This window comes from Nocardia halotolerans, assembly GCF_042650145.1.
GTDB lineage: Bacteria > Actinomycetota > Actinomycetes > Mycobacteriales > Mycobacteriaceae > Nocardia > Nocardia halotolerans.
Map to the genome: position 1 here is coordinate 108,281 of NZ_JBHSDL010000025.1, position 20,920 is coordinate 129,200.

Here is a 20,920-nt window from a genome sequence, read left to right on the forward strand (position 1 = left end):
CCACGCGTCTGCGGCTTGGCAACCGTTTGCCACCGGGGGCGGGCAAGTGATGGCAACCGCTTGCCGTCGACCGCGGCCGGTCCGCTGAATGGTCGGTGAGCAACCGCGCGGTCGTCGCGGGCGGAGAGGAGATTCGTGCGCCCTACGACAGAGCCCGTCGCGGCGCCCCCGACGACCCCCGCACCGGACAGGCCCAAGGTCGGACCGGGCTATATCGCCATGCTCATGCTCGGTGGCTGTGGAGCCTTCATGGCCTACATCACCGTGCTGGCCTTCTCGCTGGCCGTCCGGGTCGACGCGCTCGCCCCCGGACATCCCGAATACCTCGGCTATCTCGCCGGTCTCGGCGGTGTCGTCTCGCTGGTCTCGGGGCCGGTCGTCGGCGTGCTCAGCGACCGGGTGCGGACTCGGTTCGGGCGCCGCAGGCCGGTCTTGGTCACCGGTGCGGTGGTCGGCACATCGGCGCTGGCCGTCGTCGGGCTCGCGCCGAATCTCGGTGTCCTGGCGCTGGGTTGGGTGCTGACCGTCCTGGGCTGGAGCGCCGCGATGAGTTCCATCACGGCTTTGCAGGCCGACAAGCTGCCGGGCAACCAGCGTGGCACCGTGGCCGGATTCACCGGGTTCGCCCAGCAGGGTGCTCCGGTGCTCGGCGTGGTCGTCGCGGGGCTGCTGGCGCACCACGGATTGTTGCTCACCCTGGTACCGGGCTTGATCGGGCTGGCGCTGTTGTTGCCACTGGTCCTGTTCGCCGCCGAGGCCGACACGCGCGCAGCCACATTCGATGAACCGCTGACCGTGCCGACGATGATGCGGAAGTACCGGTACAACCCACGGCACTATCCGGATTTCTCCTGGGAGTGGCTCGGGAAATTCTGCTTCTACAGCGGATTGGCGCTCGCCACCACCTTTCAGACCTTCTTCCTCGCCCACCGCCTCGAGCTGGAGGTGGCCGAAGTCGCGCACGCTGTCGCGTGGGTCAGCCTGACCGGAGTCGCGGCCGCGACGTTCGGGTCCATCGGCGCCGGATATCTCTCCGACCGCCTCGGTCGCCGACGGGTGTTCATCCTCGTCGCGGCGATCGTCTACGCCTGTGGTGCGGCGACTTACGCCTTCGCGCCGAATCTCGCGACATTCATGGCGGCGGCCTGTCTGTGCAATTTCGGGATCGGCGCCTTCGCCGCTGTCGATCAGGCAATCACCCTCGACATTCTGCCGGATCTGCGGGAAGCGGGCAGGTTCATGGCCATCGCGGGGCTCGCGCACACGGTGTCGCGATCGACCGCGCCGCTGATCGCCCCGCTGGTCCTGACCATCGGCGGCGGCGACAACTACACCCTGCTCTATCTGATCGCCGCAACGTTGGTCCTGCTCGCCGGCTTGGTGATCCGGTTCGGTGTCAAAGGTGTGCGGTGATATGCCGTCCCACATCGCGGGTGTCATGCGACTGCACCGGCAATCGCCATCCGACATGAACGACAGGAGTACGAATATGACAGACACCGACACGGCGCCGCTGACCGGCGACCTCGCACGAGCGGCCGAACGGGTCGCGGAGCTGGTGGGTACGCACGCACCATTGGGAGTCGCGTTCTCCGGTGGTGTGGATTCATCGGTCCTGCTCGCCCTTGCCGCCCGCACGCTGGGTGCCGACCGGGTGTGCGCGATCATCGGGGTCTCCCCCAGCCTGCCCGAGTCCGAGCTCCGAGCCGCGCGCGAGGTGGCGGCCACCATCGGTGTACGGGTGCTGGAGGTGACCACCCGTGAGGGCGACCGCGCCGAGTACCGCACCAATGGCCCCGACCGCTGCTATCACTGCAAACATGCCCTGTTCCAGCATATTTCGGGGGAACTGCGGGAGCGCGAGGGGTGGGCGGCGATCGCCTACGGCGAGAACGCCGACGATGCCCGTCGGCCCGACCGGCCCGGAACGCGCGCGGCCACCGAGTTCTCGGTCTTGCGGCCGCTGACCGAGGCGGGCATCGACAAGGCCATGGTCCGCCGCATCGCCCACGCGTTGGGATTGCCCAACGCGGACAAACCCGCCGCCCCGTGCCTGGCATCACGGATACCGCACTACTCGGAAGTGACACCGGAGAAACTGAGCCAGATCGAACAGGCAGAGCACGCCTTGCGAGGTGCGGGATTGCGTGAACTGCGCGTGCGCCATCACGGCGAGGTGGCGCGCATCGAGTTGGCGCCCGAGGACATCGCGCGGGCGGCCACCGCCCCGTTACGCGATCAGATCCAAGCGGCCGTACGCGCGGCGGGATTCCGATTCGCCACCCTGGATCTGGCCGGTCTGCAATCCGGCGCCTTCACGCTGCCCTTGGTGTCGCTACGATGACCGGCTCCTGGTCTGTACCAACGGTGTTCACCGCACTCGATCACGATCGAGCCGACCGGCGCGGCTTCCCCGAGGCGATATTCTGCCAGGGCAAGACCATCGAACAGCTGGAGTCGATCGCCGGCGAGATCGGTGAGCGCGCAGCCGTCACGCTGTTCACCCGCGTCGAGCCCGGTCAGGCCGCGGCCATCCAGCGGGTACTGCCCGAGGCCCGCCACGACAGCGTGGCGCGGATAGTCGTCTGGCCACCGGATCCGCCCGCGCCGGCCGGTGGCAAGGTTGTGGTCGTCGCGGCCGGGACCACCGATCTACCGGTAGCGCAGGAGGCCTGGACGACTGCGACCTATCTCGGACGCCGGTGTGAAATGGTCGTCGATATCGGGGTGGCCGGGTTGCACCGTGTCCTCGGGCATCTCGAACTGCTCCGCGGCGCCCGGGTCATCGTCGTCGTCGCCGGGATGGACGGTGCGCTACCCAGTGTGGTCGCCGGGCTGGTGAGCGCTCCGGTGGTCGCCGTGCCCACCTCGGTGGGTTACGGTGCGGCCTTCGGTGGGCTCGCACCGCTGTTGTCGATGCTCAATGCCTGCGCGCCCGGTGTGGCAGTGGTCAATATCGACAATGGTTACGGCGCGGGCCATCTCGCCGCACAGATCGCCGCGCCGTTCACCTGATTCCTCCGCCGTCGGCGGCCTGTCCCGGATCCGGTAGCCGCGCACCCGCCACCAACCCCACGGCGACAGCCGCTGCCGCCGCTTCGCTCAGGACCGCGCGCAGTGGGCGCCCGGTGGCGCGGGCGACCGCGGCGACATCCTCGAATTCCGGGGTGGCCTGGCTGATCCGGTCGTTGTCGAGCGCGATCTTGATCCGCACCCGGGCGCCCTCGACCTCGACCTCGACCCAGGTGCGTGGTAGCGCTGTCTTGTGCACCGCGAACCGGCGCAGGCCGATCGTGCTGGTCTCGGTCAGCAGTACCGACGACACCGCGTCCGCGTACCGCGCGGGCGCGAGCGCGTGCACGGTGTGGGCAGGGCGGCCCTTCTTCATGAGAATCGGGGTCAGCCAGGCGTCGTCGGCCCCGCTTTCGAGGACTCTGCGCAGGACATGTGGCCACACCCGGGGGTCCAGGTCGTCGACGTTGGCTTCGACGACCACGTCGGCGGCGGTGGACGGGTCATCGTCACTCTCGCCGATCACGACCCGGACCACGTTGGCGCGGTCGTGGAAGTCCTTGGTCCCCGCACCGACTCCCACACACTCCAGGCGCATCGGCGGCAGCGCCGTGCACTCCTGCGCCAGCGCGGTCGTCCACGCGGCCCCCGTCGGTGTCGCCAGCTCGCCGCTACCGCCCGCGAGTACCTGCCAGCCGCCGGTCATGGCCAGCACCGCCGGCACGGGAACGGGGATGGTGCCGTGTGCCCCCGCGACAGTGCCCGAGCCGAGGGCGATGGGACTGGCCACCACCCGGTCGATGGCGAGATCGTGCAGCGCCGCACAGGCGCCGACCACGTCGGCGATCGAATCGAGGGCACCGACTTCGTGGAAATGCACCCGATCGACCTCGATGCCGTGAACGCCTGCCTCCGCCTCCGCCAGACGGCGGAACACCCGCAGCGCATGGGCCCGCACAGCCTCGGGGAGCGCCGCGTCCGCCACCATGGCCCGGATCTCGGACCAGTGCCGGTGCGGCAGATCATCGGTGCGGACGACGGGTTCCATCTTGCAGGCCCGCATTCCGCAGCGGACGACCTCGGAGCGCACCAATTCCACCGCACCCGGCACAACGGCGTCGACGGCGGCCTGAAGCACCTGCGGTCGCGCCCCGGCATCCACCAGGGCCCCGAGCAGCATGTCTCCCGCCACGCCGGCCGAAACATCGACCCAGGCCAGCCTCACGCTTCGATCCCCCGGCTCCAACTCTCGTAGGCACGTACCGCCGCATCGACGATCCGTTCCGCGGATTCGGTCACCTCGGCCACCAGACCGGCTTCTGCACCGGACAGCGGTTCCAGTGCCGCGAATTGAGAGTCGAGAAGCGATGTGGGCATGAAGTGGCCTGGACGCGCAGCCATTCTGGTGGCGATGAGCTCGGGTGTTCCGTGCAGGTGCAGGAACCAGACCGGTCCGCCGGTCCGCAAGATGTCCCGGTAGCGGTGCGCGAGCGCGGACGACGACACCACACCGCCACCGGCGGCGTGCGCTCCGATCCAGGTCGCTATGGCGCGCAGCCACGGCGTTCGATCGGTGTCGTCGAGTGGCGTGCCCGCGGCCATCTTGTCGATATTGGTCCGCGGGTGAAAGGAATCCGCCTCGGCGTACGCCCATCCGAGCTGCGCGGCCAGCAGGCCGCCGACGGTGGTCTTACCCGAACCGGACACGCCCATCACAACGATGACTGCCATATTCGTTCCTTGCCGGTCTCCGTCCGCACCGCGGACCCGAGAACTGTCAGAAGAGTGACGGGCTATCGGTCCGGGCCTTCCAGCAGTGTCACCGCCGCGACCGCGGTCGGGCCGCCGACGACGTGCGCCAACCCTATTCGGGCGCCGTCCACCTGGTTCGCGGCACTGCCGCGCAACTGCTCGAACAACTCCACGCACTGCGCGACACCGGTCGCACCCGGTGGGTGCCCCTTGGATTTCAGGCCGCCGCTCGGATTCACCGGTAGCGCGCCGCCGATGCTGGTCATCTCGGCTTCGACGAGTTTGTGCGCCTGGAACCGTTCGGCGAAGCCGAGATCCTCGTAGCTGATCAGCTCCACACCGGTGAAGAAGTCGTACACCTCGGCCACATCCACCTCGCCTGGTGTCAGACCAGCCATGCCGAAAGCTTGTTCGGCGGCGCGGACGGTGGCCGGAAAAGTGGTCATGTCCCGTTTGTGCTGATGCATCACCGAATCCAGACCGAGGCCGATGCCCCGAATCCAGACCGGCCGATCCGTGTAGCGGTCCACCACCTCTTCGGCGGCGAGCACGACGGCCGCCGCGCCGTCGCTCTGCGGGGCACAGTCGTAGAGACCGAAGGGCGTGACCACGGTCGGCGCGTCGAGTGCCTGCTCGAGGGTGATCGGGAACCGCAGGCGCGCCTTGGGATTGGCCACCCCGTTCCGGTGGTTCTTCACCGCGACCATGGCCATGTGCTCGCGGGTGGCCGGAGATTCGTGCAGATATCGGGCGACGTGCAGGGCGAAGCCCGCGGGCGCGACGAGTCCGAGCGGATAGTCCCAGGCCATGTCCCGGGTCATCGCCTCCCATTCCCACACCATGCCCTTGGACGCGGACTCGCGCAGCTTGTCCGCACCGACCACCAGCGCCACGTCGATCGCCCCGGAGGCGATCGCGTACAGCGCGTTGCGAATCGCGTCGTGTCCCGCGGCACAGGCGTTCTCGACGCGCGTCACCGGCACATCGGTCAGCCCGAGCGCGTCGGCGAGAATGCCGGAGGGGAATCCGTCGGTGGTGCCGAGCTCGCCGAACCACGCGGCTTGCAGGTCCGCTTTCGGCAAACCCTTGTCGACGCTGCGCGCGCAATCGGCGTACGCCATGGGCAGCAGATCCTTGATGCCGAGCGCGAAGTGTTCGGCGAACGGGGTCATCCCGGCCCCGACGATGGCAACCCTTCTCATACCGCGTCCTCCATTTCCGGTTCGAATGCGTAGCCGTAGTCCGGCACCCCGGAACGAACAGCGATCCGGCGCAGCGCCATCCGGCCGCGGACGCCGATACGTGCCGCGCCGGGATCGGCGCCGGTCACTCGTGCGAGCGCCCGTACTCCGACGTCGTCGAGTTGCACGATGACCAGTGAGTACGGTGTCTCGAGCCCGGGCACCGGGAGGTGCACGGTGGTCTCGGTGTAGACGGTGCCGGTGCGTGGCAGCGGCACGAGTTCGTAGGCCGTGCTCAGTGTTCCGTCCTCGGCCACGCGGTAACGCGGCGGGAAATCCAGTTCCGGCGAATCGGGGAATCGCCCGGCCTCCCAGCGCACTTTGGCTTCGAAGGCGCGCTCGTAGGCCGCCAGCGAGATCGGGATCTCGGTACCCGTCGGCAGCGTGTGCGCCACCGGCGCGTGCGCGGGGAGTTCACACCGCACGACGGTTGCGCTGCCCTCGGCCACGGTGATCCCGGACAGGCTCGCCTGTTCCATCCCGATGATCCGCCCGGTGCGCCCCGTTTCCGCGAGTGCGCCGAGCGCGAACAGGGCCGAACTGGCGCCGAGTGTAGGCAAGCGCGGCGGGGTGCCCGCACAGAGCTCGGCCACCCGCTCGTCGTCGACGCCGGCGACCGCGACCGGGTTGTCCACCCAGGCTGCCGCCAGCGAGGCGAGCACGCCGCGGTCACGCAGCAGCCGGGGATCGCCGTAGTCGTGCACTTCGCCGGTAGCGCTGCGGGTGCGTACGGGCAAACTGCGCGTCACCCGGGCCGCGGTGCGCACCTGCAGCCCGCTCACCCCGGTGACGACGGCGGCCGCCCCGGCCGGCTCGAGATCAACGCCGATGATCAATGCCCGCGGCCGCGCCGAACTCAGCGCGTCCAGCGCCGCGGGGGCACCGCCGAGCCGCTCGACCACTTCGACTTCGGGGTCGAGCCCGAGCCCGGCCAGCAGCACCGCGGCATTGCCGCCCTCGAGCAAGGGTAGGTCCCGGCTGACCAGGGTCACGTACTCCACGGAGACGCCGGTGCTCAGTGCCGCGCGACCGGCTTCGACGGCGAGGGTGATGGCGTCCTCGTCACTGCCGATCACCCGGCGTTCGGCGCTGCCCCAACAGGGCAGGTAGGTGCCGATCGTGGCGATATAGGGCATCTGGCGCTCCTTTCGAGCTAGGTGATCGCGCCCGCGGACTTGAGCGCGATGATGCGGTCCCAGTCCAGTCCGAGCTCGAGCAGGATCTCCTCGGTTTGCGCGGCGAACTCGGGCGCCGCTTGCAACTGCGGTGCGGCGACATCGAATTGCACCGGGTTGGCGACCAATTCCAGTTCCCCCGCGCGCACCACGTACTCGTTGGCCCGGATCTGTGGGTCGTCGCCCGCCTGACGCGAGTCCTGCACCGGCGCCCACGGGCCGGCGAGGGTGGCGAAACGCCGGGTCCACTCGGCCAGGGTCCGGGTGGCCAGCGTCTGTTGCAGGATCTCCACGGCCGCGGCGGTATTTGCGGCGATCAGTTCGCCGGTGGCGAAGCGGGGATCATCGGCCAGCTCCGGCCGGTCGATGTGGCGGCACACATCGGCCCAGAACTTCCCCGGCTGCAACATGACGAAGGCCAGGTAGCGGCTGTCGGCGGTGGCGTACAGCCCCGACAGCGGGTTGCTCGGCGAGCCGTGGGCGCCGGCCGGGCCCGCGAGCATCGGCTTGTCCAGGTGCAGCGACAGCGCCACGGTGTGTCCCATCGACCACAGTCCGCTGCCCAGCAGGGAGACGTCGACGACCGAAGGTTCGCCCGTGCGTTCACGTTTGAGCAGCGCCGCCGCGATGCCGCCGGCCAGATTGGTACCCGAGATCGTGTCGCCGAAGGCCGGCCCCGGCGGGCTGACCATGCCCTCCACCCCGGCCGGGGTGAGGGTGGCGGCGATCCCGGCACGCGCCCAGAACGCGGTCATGTCGTAGCCGCCCTTGCCTGCTTCCTGGCCGCGGGGGCCGAGCGCGCTGCCACGGGCATAGACGATCGCGGGGTTGATCGCGCGGATATCGTCGACGTCGATGCCGAATTTCGTGCGCGCCGAAGGCAGGAAGCTGGTCAGGAAGACATCGGCTCGCCGGACGAGGTCGTAGAGCACTTCCCGGCCCTCGGGGGTGGACATGTCGAGCCCGATGCTGCGTTTGCCCCGATTCGCGTGCTCCACATTCGGATTCGGATCGCCCTCGACCTTGAAGGTGCCGGTCTGGCGAAGCCCGCGCTGCGGATCACCGGTGACGGCGTGCTCCACCTTGACCACATCCGCACCCCAGTCGCCGAGCACCGCGCCCGCCGAGGGCACGAAACCGTACATGGCGACCTCGAGTACCCGGATTCCCTCCAGCGGCCTCACGAGATCACCGCGGCGTAGGTCTTGTGCTCGAGGAACTCCTCGAGACCGGCCACTCCGGATTCACGTCCGATGCCGGATTGTTTGTACCCGCCGAACGGCGCGTCCGCGGCGAAGTAGTTGCCGCCGTTGATGCTCATGGTCCCGGTGCGGATGCGTCGGGCCACGGCGAGCGCACGCTCCTCGGTGGCGCTGAACACGCCGCCCGACAGTCCGTAGATCGAGTTGTTCGCGATGCGCACCGCGTCGTCGTCGTCATCGAAGGGGATCACGGCGAGGACGGGACCGAATACTTCTTCCTGGGCGATCTCGCTGTCGGGTGCGACGTTCGCGAGCAGGGTGGGCCGGTAGAAGAAGCCGGGATCGACCTTCTCGCCGCCGGTGACCAGTGTCGCCCCGGCCGCGACCGCGCGCTGCACCATACCGTCGACCTTCTCGCGCTGGCGTTCGCTGATGAGCGGTCCCATATAGGTTTTGGGGTCGCCGGGGTCGCCGAAGCTCACGCGCGCCATATTGGCCGCCACCTGCTCCACGATCTCGTCATGGTGTGCGCGCGGCACCAGCAGCCGCGAGGTCAGGGCGCAGCCCTGCCCGGCATGGGTGCAGATGCTGAAGGCGGCGAACATGGCCCCGGTGGCGAAGTCGGTGTCGTCGAGCAGAATCATCGCGGATTTGCCGCCGAGCTCGAGGAACACCCGCTTGAGGCTGTCGCTGGCGGCGGCCATGATGCGGCGCCCGACCACGGTGGAACCGGTGAAGGTGATGACGTCGACGTCGGGATGGGTGCTCAGCACCTCGCCGACGGCCACCTGCGTCGAGGACAGCACATTCACCACGCCGGCGGGAATATCGGTGTGCTCGGCGATCAACTCGCCGAGCGCCTGGGTGACCAGCGGCGTGTCCGGCGCACCCTTGAGTACGACGGTGCAGCCCGCGGCCAGGGCAGGCGCGATCTTGGCCAGCGCGAGCTGATGCGGGTAGTTGTAGGCGACGATGGCGGCGACGACACCGGCGGGTTCCTTGTCGATCCAGCGGCGGTGCCGCTGGCCACGGGATTCGATCTCCGGCAGTTCCTCGGTGAGCGAGTAGTTCTTCAGCAGGTCGGCGTAGTAGGCCACGATGCCGATCGGGATATCGAGCTGATTGCCGTGGGTGAGCATTCTGGTGGCGCCCACCTCGGCGATGGTGAGCTCGCGCAGTTCTTCCCGGTGCTCGTCGAGTGCCCGGTGCAGTTGCTCGAGGCAGCGCACGCGCAGCTCCACATTCGTCGACCAGTCGCTGGAGTCGAAGGCGCGGCGGGCGGCGGCGACGGCGGCGTTCGCGTCGGCCACGGTCGCGTCGGGTGCGTGACCGATGACGGCGGTGGTCGCCGGATTCACCGAAGGGAAGCTTGCTTCCGTGGCGACCAGCTGCCCGTCGATCAGCAGCTTCCGGTCCGCCGGGCTGGTACCGGCGTCCGCATCCGTCGACGCTTGGCCCTGAGATTGCATCGTGTCTCCTCGTCGAGATGAAAATATGATTCTCCCCCAACGAGAATCATATACCCGTTCAAGGCGAACTGTATCAGGAATTCACCCGGGACGACCCCCGCAATCACCCCAAGTCGACACCGCGTTTCCGCCGGGAAACCACGCTCCCGCCTGCGGCAGCTGAGAAGCCCTTGCCGTAGCACCACACCGAGAGTACGGTTCTCTCAAGCAGGAAGGGAGATTCTTGTGAGTGAGTCGCGAGTGGTCGACCCCAGCCCGGTTGATCCAACGCACCACACCACCCAGCACCGAGGAGACGTGGACGTGAAGACCGCTGTAGTGACCGGTGGCGGATCCGGTATCGGCAAAGCCGTGGTGGACCGGCTGCGCGCCGACGGATACCGCGTCGCCGCCCTCGATCTGCGTCCCGGCGACGCCGAGGACACCTACGCCGCCGATGTCACCGACCCGCTCCAGATCGCGACGGCCCTGGCCGATATTCGCGAGAAGATGGGCCCGGCAACCATTCTGGTGAACGCCGCCGGACTCGACGGCTTCAAGCGATTCATCAATATCGACTTCGACGAGTGGCGCAAGGTCATCGACGTCAACCTGCACGGCATCTATCACTGCGTCCAGGCGGTACTACCCGGGATGCTCGACGCCGGATGGGGCCGCATTGTCAATATCTCCTCCTCCAGCGCGCACTCCGGTCAGCCGTTCATGGCGCACTATGTCGCGGCCAAATCCGCGGTCAACGGCTTGACCAAAGCCCTTGCCCTGGAACTGGGCCCGAACGGGGTCACCGTCAACGCGGTGCCGCCGGGGTTCATCGACACCCCCATGCTGCGCACCGCGGAGACCAAGCGGCGCCTCGGCGGCACGGTCGAGGAACACATCCAGCGCACCCCGGTGCGTCGAGTCGGCCGCCCCGAGGACATCGCCGCCATGTGCGCATTCCTCATTTCCGAGGAGGCGGGCTACATCACCGGCCAGGTCATCGGGGTCAACGGTGGGCGCAACACCTAGTTCCGCACCGCGGACGAGCACAGCAACACAGAACAGAAAGCAGGACAACGTTATGGGACGTGTGCAAGGCAAAGTCGCCTTCATCACCGGTGCGGCGCGCGGTCAGGGCCGCAGCCACGCGGTACGTCTGGCCGAGGAGGGCGCTGACATCATCGCCGTCGACCTGTGCGAGGACATCGCCTCGATCGGCTACCCGATGAGTAGTGCCGCCGATCTCGATGAGACCGCGCGACTGGTCGAGAAGACCGGACGGCGCATCGTCACCGCCCAGGCCGACGTGCGCGACGGCGCCGCGCTACGCACCGCGCTCGAGCGCGGCATCGAACAGTTGGGCCGCCTCGACATCGTCGTCGCCAATGCCGGGATCGCGGGCATGAAAGGCGAGCCGGCGCTGCAGGCGTGGAGCGATGTGGTCGACACCAATCTGGTCGGTGTGATCAATACGGTGCAAGCCGCGCTGCCGCATCTGAGTGAGGGTGCCTCCATCATCGCGACCGGCTCCACCGCGGCGCTGATGAACCTGGAGAAGGTCGACGTCACACCGGGCAAAGACCTCGGTGGCGTCGCCTACGTCTTCGCCAAACGCGCACTTTCTCAATACATTCACTTTCTCGCGACTCATATCGCGCCGCGCAGTATCCGCGCCAATGTCGTCCACCCCACCAACTGCGACACCGACATGTTGCAGAGCGAGCCGATGTATCGCTCGTTCCGGCCGGATCTGGAAAGGCCGACCCGCGCCGACGCCGAGCCGGCGTTCTCGGTGCAGCAAGCGATGCCGATCCCGTTCGTCGATCCGCTCGATATCAGCAACGCCGTGCTCTTCCTCGCTTCCGACGAGTCCCGCTACATCACCGGGACGCAGCTGCGCATCGACGGCGGCGGCTATCTCAAGTGGTACGACTTCAAGATCTGAATCACCGAAAACGCCACCGTGACAGGGAGATATCGACAGTGAAGGTCCAGGTTGACGCACAACGCTGCCAGGGTCACACGCTCTGCGCAATGATCGCGCCGAACTCGTTCGAATTGAGCGACATCGACGGCCACTCCGCACCGGTCGACGAGGACGTGCCCGCCGAATACCAGGAGCAGGTCCGCGAAGCGGCGCACTCCTGCCCGGAACGTGCCATCACCATCCTTTGACCGCCCGACCGACAGGGAATCCATGAGCGCCGACAACGTCGAGACGGACGAGCGCAAGCAACCCAATTTCCATTTCGACCGTCACGCACCGCAATACCGCGAACAGTTCGAGTCGATCACCCACGAGATGCACGAGAAGTGCCCGATCGCGTGGACCGATACCCACGGCGGGCACTGGGTCGCCGCCGGGGCCAACGAAGTCTTCACGCTCTCCCGGTGCCCGCACGTCTCCAACGACCACGATGTCAGCGGTACCCGCAAGGGATACAAGGGCATCAGTGTCCCCACCGCGCAGCGGGCACCGGGTATCCGCGGCGGCATCCTCGAGATGGACGAACCCGAGCACCGCTTCTTCCGCGGTGTCCTCAATCCCTACCTGTCCCCCGCCGCGGTGAACCGATGGATCCCCTTCGTCGACGAGGTGGTGCGCGCCTGTCTCGACGAGAAGATCGAAAGCGGCCGCATCGACTTCGTCGACGAGCTCGCCAATATCGTCCCCGCGGTACTCACCCTGGCGATGCTCGGCATTCCGGTCACGAAATGGGAGATCTACAACGAGCCTGTACACGCCGCCGTGTACACGCCGCCGGATTCCCCCGACATCAAACGTGTCGGGGAACTGCACCGGGCGATGGGCCTGGATCTGCTGACCAATCTCGCCGAAATCCGCGAGCATCCACGCCCGGGCCTGATCAATGCCGTGGCCGACCTCGAGTACGAGGGCGAGAAGGTCGGCGACCTGGAACTACTCGGTATTCTCAGCCTGCTCATCGGTGGCGGTTTCGACACCACCACCGCGCTCACAGCGCATTCGCTCGAGTGGCTGGCACAGAATCCCGGCGAGCGCGAAACCCTGAGCGCCGAACGCGATCTGCTGCTGAACGCGGCCACCGAGGAATTCCTGCGCTATTTCACCCCCGCACCGGGCGACGGCCGGACCATCTCCGAGGACAATGAAACCGTCGGCGCGCAGTTCGAGGAGGGCGACCGATTGTGGCTGTCCTGGGCGATGGCGAATCGGGACCCGCAGGTCTTCACCGATCCGGATTCGGTCGTGCTGGACCGTAAGGGCAACCGCCACTTCAGCTTCGGGCTCGGAATTCACCGTTGCATCGGCTCGAACATGGCGCGGATGGTGTTCAAGCGCATGCTGCTCGCGGTGCTCGACCGCATGCCGGACTACCGGTGCGACCCCGAGGGGACGGTGCACTACGACTCGATCGGCGTCATTCAGGGCATGCGTCATCTGCCGGCGACATTCGCGCCGGGACCTCGGCTGGGCGCCGGGCTGAACGAGACGCTGGACAAGCTCCAGCGGATCTGCGACGAACAGCGGCTCGCCGAACCGGTCACGGTCCACAAGCAAGCGGCACGAATCGACGACTGAGCAGTCGAACCCACCCAATTGCTGCGCGCGGCCGTTCGCGACGAGCGGCCGCGCGCAGTTCCGTGTCGAACGAGGAGGCGATGTGGCTGAAGTACCGGGCCGTCCCCTGCCGATGGTCACCCCGGACAATGAATTCTTCTGGACCTCGGGCGCCGAGGGGCGGCTGCGTGTCCAGGAGTGCACGGCCTGCCTGGCGCTGATCCACCCCCCGCAACCGGTCTGCCGCTACTGCCACGGCCGGCAACTGGGGTCCCGGGTCGTATCCGGCGTCGCCACCCTCATCGGGTTCACCGTCAACCACCGATTCGGACTGCCGGGGTTGCCCGCTCCGTATGTGGTGGGGCAGGTGGCGCTGGCCGAAGACCAGCGAATCCGGTTGACCACCAACATCGTCGACTGCGACCCTGGCGACCTGACGCTCGGAATGCGCGTCGAGGTCGTGTTCGAGCAGCTCGACGACGTCTGGCTGCCGCTGTTCCGGCCCACCGCCGACCAGCCCGAGCCCGAGCCGTTGCCCACCGATGAGATCGGCCCCACCGACTATCACCGGCACGTGCGCCCGATGGCCACCGTGGAGAAGTTCGAAGACCGGGTCGCGCTCACCGGCATCGGAGCGTCGGATCTGGGCCGCCGATTGATGAGGTCACCGGCCTCGCTGACAATTGAGGCGTGTGAACGCGCCATCGCCGACGCCGGACTCACCGCCGCCGACATCGACGGCCTGTCCAGCTATCCGGGCGCGGGCAATGTGGGTGGATTCGGCGAAGGCGGCGGTGTCTCCGCGGTGGAAGCGGCCCTGGGCCTGCGGCCCACGTGGCACAACGGCGGAATCGAGACCTTCGGTCCCGGCGGGTCGGTCATCGCCGCGATGCTCGCGGTCGCGGGTGGCTTGGCTCGTCATGTGCTGTGCTACCGCACCGTATGGGAATCCACCTACAACGAACTGCTCAAACAAGGCCGCATCGCCGCGCCCGGTGGCCGCACCGCGAGCTGGATGACGCCCTTCGGTGCTGTGTCGGCGGCGCACACGCTGGCGCAGAACACCCAGCGGCACTTCCACCGCTACGGCACCACGCGCGAGACACTCGGCTGGATCGCGCTGAACCAGCGGGCCAATGCCGCGCTGACCCCGACGGCCATCTACCGCGAGCCACTGACCATGGACGACTACCTGTCCGCGCGGCCGATCACCACCCCGTTCGGGCTCTACGACTGTGACGTCCCCTGCGACGGCGCGGTAGCCGTGATCGTCTCCGCACTCGACACCGCACACGATCTCGCCAAACCGCCGATCCGGGTCGAGGCGGTGGGCACCCAGATTCTGGAGCGCATCGAGTGGGATCAGAGCACCCTCACCCATGAACCCCAGGTACTGGGACAATCCGCCCACTTGTGGTCGCGCACTACCCTGCGGCCCAGCGATGTCGACCTGGCGCAGCTCTACGACGGATTCACCTTCAACTGCTTGTCCTGGCTGGAGGGGCTGGGCTTCTGCGGGATCGGCGAGGCCAAGGACTTCCTCGACGGCGGCCACAACATCGCCCGCGCCGGGCTCCTCCCGCTCAACACCCATGGCGGTCAGCTGTCGCACGGACGCACCCACGGCATGGGGCTGCTCCACGAGGCCATCGTCCAGTTGCGTGGCGAGGCCGGAGCTCGCCAGATCCCCGACGCCCGTGTCGCCGTCGCCACCAGTGGCGGGCTCACTCCCAGCGGGGCGTTACTCCTGAGGACCGATTCATGACCATCACCGAACTCGACTTCGCCATGGCGAACTCATCCGCCGCCGGACCGCGAGTCAGCGAACTCGTCGCCGACGTGGACGGATTCCCGATCTCGGCGCGCCTCGCCGAAGCGCCGCGACCGCGCGCGGTCATCCTCGCGCTGCACGGCGGCGCGACCACGTCGGCATACTTCGACTGTCCCGGTCATCCCCGGCTGTCGCTGCTGCGCACCGCACCACGATTCGGTTTCACCGTCCTCGCACTCGACCGCCCCGGTTACGGCGCTTCCCACCACCGCGCGAGCGAGCTGACCGACCCCGACCGGATCGTCGACCTGATCCATCAGGCGCTCGATGCGCATATGGCGGGGCTCGAGCGCGGTGCGGGCGTGTTCCTGATGGCACATTCGGCGGGCTCCCCACACGCCGTCCGGTTCGCTGCCGACGAACGAGGTGCGGCACTGCTGGGTCTGGAGCTGGCCGGCACCGGGCGAGAACACCATGCCACTGCCGCGGCGGTGCTCGGCACCCACGAACGTGCCGACGCCGACGCCGTGCGCGAACTGCTGTGGCAACCGTCGTGGCTCTACCCACCGGAGATGCTCGGCGGCAACCCGATCGCGGCCAAGACCCCGCGCTACGAAGGAGCTGTGTTGCGCCGCTGGCCGGACCGCGACTTCCCTGATCTCGCCGCCCGGGTGCGCATTCCGGTGCACTTCAGCGCGGGCGAATACGAGAACGTGTGGCGCAACGACACGGAGTCACTGGCCGAGGTCGCCGCACTGTTCACCGCGGCGCCACGCGTGCTCGCCGAACAACTACCCGCCGGCGGGCACGGGCTCAGCATCGGGCACTCCGCCGCGGCCTACCACCTGCGCGTGCTCGCCTTCGCCGAAGAATGCGTCATCGCCCGCACCCATGCGCAATCCCGTTCTCTGGCAAAACAATCGGACGGCCGAGCGCCGGTCCGGCACAGGAGGTGAGGCAATGCACGACACAGACATCGCACTGCTGCTGATACGCGTCGTCATCGGCGGCACCATGATCGCGCACGGGGTGAACCACTGGGTCGGGGGTGGCAAGATCGCGGGAACGGCCCGTTGGTTCGCGGGATTGGGTCTGCGCTTCCCCACTGTCCAGGCGTGGGCCAGCGTGGTCACCGAGATCGGGGCCGGAATCGCGCTGGTCCTCGGGCTGTTCACACCACTGGCGTGCGCGGCGGTGATCTCGATCATGCTGGTCGCCGCGCTGCTCGCGCACCGGCCCAACGGATTCTTCGTCTTCCGGGACGGCTACGAGTACGTCCTGGTACTCGCGGCGGTGGCGCTCGCCTCGGCCGTCCTCGGCCCAGGAACGCTCTCGATCGACCATGCGGCGGGCATCACGGTCACCGGATGGGCCGGTGGCGCGACAGCTCTGATCGTCGCCGTGGTCTGCACGGGACTGCTGCTCGCGGTGTGCCTGCAGCGCGAGCCGCATCGACAGGATCGCGAGCAGGCGGAGGTCGACTGATGCGGGTGGGTTTCATCGGGCTCGGTATCCAGGGCGCTCCGATGGCACGTCGGATCGCGGCCGCCGGTTTCCCCACGACCCTGTGGGCACGCCGCCCCGAAACGTTGCGGGAATTCGCCGGCACCGGCGCGGTATTCGCCGACTCCCCAGCCGAGCTCGCCGCCGTCAGCGACCTGGTGTGCCTGTGCGTGGTCTCCGATGCCGATGTACGGGAGGTGCTCACCCGGTTCGACGGCGTCCTGGCCGGGCTGCGGCCGGGCGGAATCGTCGCCGTACACAGCACCGTTCATCCCCGCACGTGTCGAGAGCTGGCCGATGAGCTCGACCACCGAGGGATTTCGCTGGTGGACGCACCGGTCACCGGTGGCGGGCCGGCGGCTGCGGCCGGGCACCTGACCGTGCTCACGGGCGGTTCGGCACCGACCTTGCGACGTTGCCGGCCGGTGTTCGATACCTATGCCGCCCAGGTGTTCCACCTCGGCCCGGTCGGGTCGGGTCAGGTCGCCAAGATCCTCAACAACCTGCTGTTCACGGCGAATCTCGCCACCGCCGACAGCGTCCTGGGCCTCGGTCGAGAGCTCGGATTGGATTCGGTTCGCCTCGCGGAGTTGCTCAACAGCGGCAGCGCAGCCAGTTTCGCTCTCGGCCGGATGGTCGCCGCGGGAGGCACGCTGCGCAGTATCGCCACCCACGCCGGTGACCTCCTGCGTAAGGATGTCCACCTCGCCGCCGACCTCGCTCACCAGGTGGACGCGGCCGACGGCGTGGTCTTCGATGCCGCCGTGACCACCCTGGCCACCATCGATCGGCTGCTCGAGAAATGAACCATCCGAGCAATATCGGCTTCATCGGCGCCGGTCGCATGGGCGGTCCCATGGTCCGGCGGTTGGTCGCCGCGGGCCATCGGGTCCACGCGGTCGGAAGAACCGCGGACAAGCGCCGCGAACTGGCAGAAACCGGCGCCCACCCGAGTGCGGGCATCGCCGAGATCGGTGTCGGCGCCGATGTCGTGATCGTGTGTGTGTTCACCGACGAGCAGGTCCGCCGGGTGTGCCTCGGGACCTACCTGATACCGGCGATGTCGCCGGGCGCCACCCTCGTGGTCCACACCACCGGCAGCCCCCGGACCGTCGAAGCCGTTGCCGAGCACGCGGCTCGTCGTGGTGTCGACGTCGTCGACGCCGCGGTCAGCGGCGGCCCGCACGATATCGCGGACGGTCGCCTCACCCTCTTCGTCGGCGGAGCCGATGCGGCGGTCGCTCGCGTTCGGCCGGTACTCGCCACCTACGCCGATCCGATTCTGCCCGTCGGTTCGCTGGGTAACGGCCGGCGGGTGAAGTTGCTCAACAACGCCGCCTTCGCGGCGCAGATAGGTGTTCTCACCGAAATCGTACGGCTGGCGGGCCGATTGGGTATCGACGAATCCACCCTGTTGCGCGCGCTACCGCACGGCAGCGCGACCAGCCGGGCACTCACCGGCGCGGCCGCCCGTGGATCGGTCACCGCGTTCGTGGCCGCGGTCGACGACTTCCTCACCAAGGATGTCGCGGTGGTTCGCGAGGTACTCGCCGAACTCGACGCCGACCTCGGCCACCTGACACCGCTGCTGGGCGATCACGCGCCATGACGGCCGGGCGCACCGCTCGCACACAGCAGGAACGGAACACATGTCCAATCCCACGCGCACCGTATTCATAGATCTCCCGGAGTATTTCGGACACCCCGTACCCTGGGCGATCTCGAAATTGACGCAGCAGCTTCAACTGCGCGGCGTAGGCGCCGGTACCGGAGTCGTCGACGCGAACTCGTCCGAAACGGTCGTCGTTCGTCTGCGGATCGACGACGCGCTCGGCGGTGCCGAGACCTTCCTGATCGAGCCCGGCAGAACCACGCGGGAGGTGATGGTCCGCGGTGCCGACGCGCGCGGTGTGGCGTACGGATTGTCCGAACTCGCCGACCGGGTCCGGTACGGCGGCGATCCGATCGACACGATCCGCACCGCCCGCGCCGAGGTGCGGTCTCCCGCGGTGCCGATGCGAGGTGTGCTGCGCTCCTTCTCGAGCGATGTCCTCGATCTCCCGTGGCTGCTCGACCGCGATTTCTGGACCACCTACCTCGACGAATTGGCCACCCACCGGATCAACCGCCTGCACCTCGCGTTCGGCATGCAGTACAACTTCTCGCACGACACCGATGTGCGTGACAACTACCTGTGCTTCGCCTACCCCTTTCTCGTCGAGGTCCCGCAGTGGCAGAACGTCGGTGTCACAGGTCTTTCCGACGCGGAACGAGCGCACAATCTCGCGGCGCTGCGATTCGCCGCCGAGGAAGCGGCGCGCCGCGGCATCCATTTCCAGCTCGGCCTCTGGAACCACGCCGTGCGCCCGGAACTCGCCGACAGCCCCGACCTGCGGTACCCCATCACGGGATTGGCCGACCAGGACATCGCCGAATACAGCGCGGCGGCGCTCGGCGTGCTGCTGAGGGAGTGTCCCGCGATCGCGGGCCTGACCTTTCGTGTCCACTACGAGGGCGGAATCCCCGAGGCGGGGCGAGTTGCCTTCTGGCGCACTGTGATGGGCGGTCTGCGCGATGTCGACCGCGAACTCGACATCGATCTGCACGCCAAAGGCGTCGACCGGGACCTGATCGAGACGGCTGCGGGCACCGGTGGGCGCGTCATCCTCTCGGCGAAGTATTGGGCCGAGCACCAGGGTCTGCCCTACCACCAGGCCGCGATCCGGCCACACGAAACCGTGCGCGACGACGCCGGTGACGAATTGCGCGGGGTCACCCAGAACGCCCGCAGGTTCACCCGCTACGGGTATGCCGACTTCCTGCGGGGCGACCGTGAATTCGACGTGCTGTTCCGGGTCTGGCCCGGCACCCAGCGGTTCCTGTTGTGGGCCGACCCCGAGCTCTTCGCGGGCTACGGGCGGATGAGTACGATCGGCGGCGCCACCGGTGTGGAGTTGTGTGAACCGCTGACCTTTCGCGGACGCAAGGACAGTGGCCGCACCGGTGAGGCCAGGGACCTCTACGCCGATCCCCGGCTCACCCTCGGGCGTGCCGATTGGGAGAAGTACGCCTACGCGTATCGGCTGTGGGGGCGGCTGCTCTTCGATCCGGATGCCGAACGCGAATCCTGGCTGCGGTATCTGCGCGCGCATTTCGGTACCGCGGCCGAGCACGTCGAGCAGGCACTCAGCGCCGCGGGGAAGATTCTGCCGCTGGTCACCGTCACCGGGCCGGCCAGCGCGTCCAACAACTTCTTCTGGCCCGAAGTGTTCACCGACCACCCGATCGCGCACGGGGCGATGTCGAAGGCGTACGCGTGGGATCTCGTTCCGCCACGAACGTGGGGCACCATCAGCCCGCTCGACCCCGCACTGTTCGAGTGCGCCGACGACTACGCGCGGGGACTGATCGACGGTCACCCCAGTGGGCGTTACACCCCCGACCAGGTCGTGTCCTGGCTACATCGGCTCGCCGATCGAGCCGAGGCCGCGATCGAGGCCGCGCGCGACACCGCACCGGATCCTGACGCGCCCGCATTCCGACGGGTCGAGGTGGACGTGCGGGCACAGTCGCTGCTCGGCAGATTCTTCGCCGGGAAGTTCAGCGCCGGTGTCGGATACGCGTTGTTCCAGCTGACCGATGACCCACAGCACCTACTCGACGGCATCGACCGATATCGCCGGGGGCGCTCGGCGCTGGCCGACCTGGTCGCGATCACTCGTGAGGTCTATGTCTCGGATCTGGCGTTCGGCAAACGCCCGACCGAGCACGGCCATTGGTCCGATCGCCTACGCCAGGTCGACGACGATCTCGCCGAGCTGACGCGCGAAGTGTCGACGGCGCAAGAGCACGACCGCACCGTGCGATTCCACCCGTCCCGGCACACACCGCAGGTACCGACCGCCCGGATCCGGTGTACTCCCTCGCCGCACTTCACTCCTGGCAGACCACTGGCCATCGAGGCCTACGCTCCGGCGAGTATCGAACTCACCGTCCACGTTCGTCATCTCGATCAGGCCGAACAGTACCGGGAGATTCCCATGCGGGCGGTCGCCCGTGACCAGCACACAGCGCAAGTACCGGCGCAATTCACCGACGGCCCGTACGACATCCAGTTCTATCTGCTCGCCCGTGATCGCGACGAGCGCGCGGCCTGGATCGTGCCCGGTTTCGACGAGTCTCTCGCGAATCAGCCGTATTTCGTGATCGCCGCCGGCATCTCGACCTCGTAAGACTATGAAGGAGTGCCGTTTTGAAGCTCGACTCGTTGCGCAC

Annotated in this window: 19 protein-coding genes; 13 read left to right on the forward strand and 6 right to left on the reverse strand. The window is 67.9% G+C overall.

Annotation, left to right across the window (positions count from 1 at the left end; all coding sequences use genetic code 11):
• Positions 1-135 precede the first annotated feature (135 nt).
• The 3 genes from ACFO5K_RS18970 to larB all read left to right on the forward strand — a co-directional run bounded on the left by ACFO5K_RS18970 (position 136) and on the right by larB (position 3,015).
• Complete coding sequence (locus tag ACFO5K_RS18970) at positions 136-1,413, forward strand: MFS transporter (protein WP_378564471.1); 1,278 nt, start codon at positions 136-138, stop codon at positions 1,411-1,413.
• A 76-nt stretch (positions 1,414-1,489) separates the two neighbouring features.
• Complete coding sequence (gene larE, locus ACFO5K_RS18975) at positions 1,490-2,344, forward strand: ATP-dependent sacrificial sulfur transferase LarE (RefSeq protein ID WP_378564474.1); 855 nt, start codon at positions 1,490-1,492, stop codon at positions 2,342-2,344.
• Positions 2,341-3,015 (forward strand): nickel pincer cofactor biosynthesis protein LarB, encoded by a 675-nt coding sequence (larB, locus tag ACFO5K_RS18980; protein WP_378564477.1) that lies wholly within the window; start codon positions 2,341-2,343, stop codon positions 3,013-3,015. Before larE ends, larB begins: the two co-directional genes overlap by 4 nt.
• Here larB and larC read toward each other — a convergent pair.
• From larC to ACFO5K_RS19010, 6 genes are all read right to left on the reverse strand, one after another.
• Positions 3,008-4,231: a nickel pincer cofactor biosynthesis protein LarC gene (gene larC, locus ACFO5K_RS18985; RefSeq protein WP_378566171.1), complete on the reverse strand. Its 1,224-nt coding sequence runs from the start codon at positions 4,229-4,231 to the stop codon at positions 3,008-3,010. The two genes, larB and larC, sit on opposite strands and share 8 nt — an antisense overlap.
• A gap of 2 nt (positions 4,232-4,233) precedes the next feature.
• Positions 4,234-4,743 (reverse strand): gluconokinase, encoded by a 510-nt coding sequence (locus tag ACFO5K_RS18990; RefSeq protein ID WP_378564480.1) that lies wholly within the window; start codon positions 4,741-4,743, stop codon positions 4,234-4,236.
• 62 nt (positions 4,744-4,805) lie between these two features.
• A complete protein-coding gene (locus ACFO5K_RS18995; protein WP_378564483.1) occupies positions 4,806-5,966 on the reverse strand; it encodes a thiolase C-terminal domain-containing protein in 1,161 nt (386 codons plus the stop codon).
• On the reverse strand, positions 5,963-7,141 hold the full coding sequence (locus ACFO5K_RS19000) for a Zn-ribbon domain-containing OB-fold protein (protein WP_378564486.1): 1,179 nt from the start codon (positions 7,139-7,141) through the stop codon (positions 5,963-5,965). The genes ACFO5K_RS18995 and ACFO5K_RS19000 overlap by 4 nt, the downstream gene beginning before the upstream one ends.
• 17 nt (positions 7,142-7,158) lie before the next feature.
• The gene (locus ACFO5K_RS19005; protein ID WP_378564489.1) at positions 7,159-8,364 is read right to left on the reverse strand and encodes a CaiB/BaiF CoA transferase family protein; all 1,206 of its coding nucleotides are present in this window, start codon (positions 8,362-8,364) and stop codon (positions 7,159-7,161) included.
• Positions 8,361-9,851 (reverse strand): aldehyde dehydrogenase family protein, encoded by a 1,491-nt coding sequence (locus ACFO5K_RS19010; RefSeq protein ID WP_378564492.1) that lies wholly within the window; start codon positions 9,849-9,851, stop codon positions 8,361-8,363. Before ACFO5K_RS19010 ends, ACFO5K_RS19005 begins: the two co-directional genes overlap by 4 nt.
• Positions 9,852-10,154: 303 nt before the next feature.
• Here ACFO5K_RS19010 and ACFO5K_RS19015 point away from each other — a divergent pair, with 303 nt between their 5' ends.
• From ACFO5K_RS19015 to ACFO5K_RS19060, 10 genes are all read left to right on the forward strand, one after another.
• A complete protein-coding gene (locus ACFO5K_RS19015) occupies positions 10,155-10,859 on the forward strand; it encodes an SDR family NAD(P)-dependent oxidoreductase (RefSeq protein WP_378564495.1) in 705 nt (234 codons plus the stop codon).
• A gap of 52 nt (positions 10,860-10,911) precedes the next feature.
• Positions 10,912-11,775, forward strand: a complete 864-nt coding sequence (locus ACFO5K_RS19020) for a mycofactocin-coupled SDR family oxidoreductase (protein WP_378564498.1) — start codon at positions 10,912-10,914, stop codon at positions 11,773-11,775.
• A 38-nt stretch (positions 11,776-11,813) separates the two neighbouring features.
• Positions 11,814-12,005 (forward strand): ferredoxin, encoded by a 192-nt coding sequence (locus ACFO5K_RS19025; RefSeq protein WP_378564501.1) that lies wholly within the window; start codon positions 11,814-11,816, stop codon positions 12,003-12,005.
• Positions 12,006-12,027: 22 nt separating this feature from the next.
• Positions 12,028-13,392: a cytochrome P450 gene (locus ACFO5K_RS19030; protein WP_378564504.1), complete on the forward strand. Its 1,365-nt coding sequence runs from the start codon at positions 12,028-12,030 to the stop codon at positions 13,390-13,392.
• Between the two features lie 112 nt (positions 13,393-13,504).
• Positions 13,505-15,136, forward strand: coding sequence for a thiolase C-terminal domain-containing protein (locus ACFO5K_RS19035; protein WP_378566174.1), 1,632 nt, complete (start codon positions 13,505-13,507; stop codon positions 15,134-15,136).
• Entirely contained in the window at positions 15,133-16,098 is a 966-nt protein-coding gene (locus ACFO5K_RS19040; protein WP_378564507.1) for an alpha/beta hydrolase, read from the forward strand. Before ACFO5K_RS19035 ends, ACFO5K_RS19040 begins: the two co-directional genes overlap by 4 nt.
• 4 nt (positions 16,099-16,102) lie before the next feature.
• Complete coding sequence (locus tag ACFO5K_RS19045; protein ID WP_378564510.1) at positions 16,103-16,627, forward strand: DoxX family protein; 525 nt, start codon at positions 16,103-16,105, stop codon at positions 16,625-16,627.
• A complete protein-coding gene (locus tag ACFO5K_RS19050) occupies positions 16,627-17,451 on the forward strand; it encodes an NAD(P)-dependent oxidoreductase (RefSeq protein ID WP_378564512.1) in 825 nt (274 codons plus the stop codon). Before ACFO5K_RS19045 ends, ACFO5K_RS19050 begins: the two co-directional genes overlap by 1 nt.
• Positions 17,448-18,254: an NAD(P)-dependent oxidoreductase gene (locus ACFO5K_RS19055; RefSeq protein ID WP_378564515.1), complete on the forward strand. Its 807-nt coding sequence runs from the start codon at positions 17,448-17,450 to the stop codon at positions 18,252-18,254. Before ACFO5K_RS19050 ends, ACFO5K_RS19055 begins: the two co-directional genes overlap by 4 nt.
• Positions 18,255-18,372: 118 nt before the next feature.
• Complete coding sequence (locus tag ACFO5K_RS19060) at positions 18,373-20,877, forward strand: hypothetical protein (RefSeq protein WP_378564518.1); 2,505 nt, start codon at positions 18,373-18,375, stop codon at positions 20,875-20,877.
• Positions 20,878-20,920: the final 43 nt, after the last annotated feature.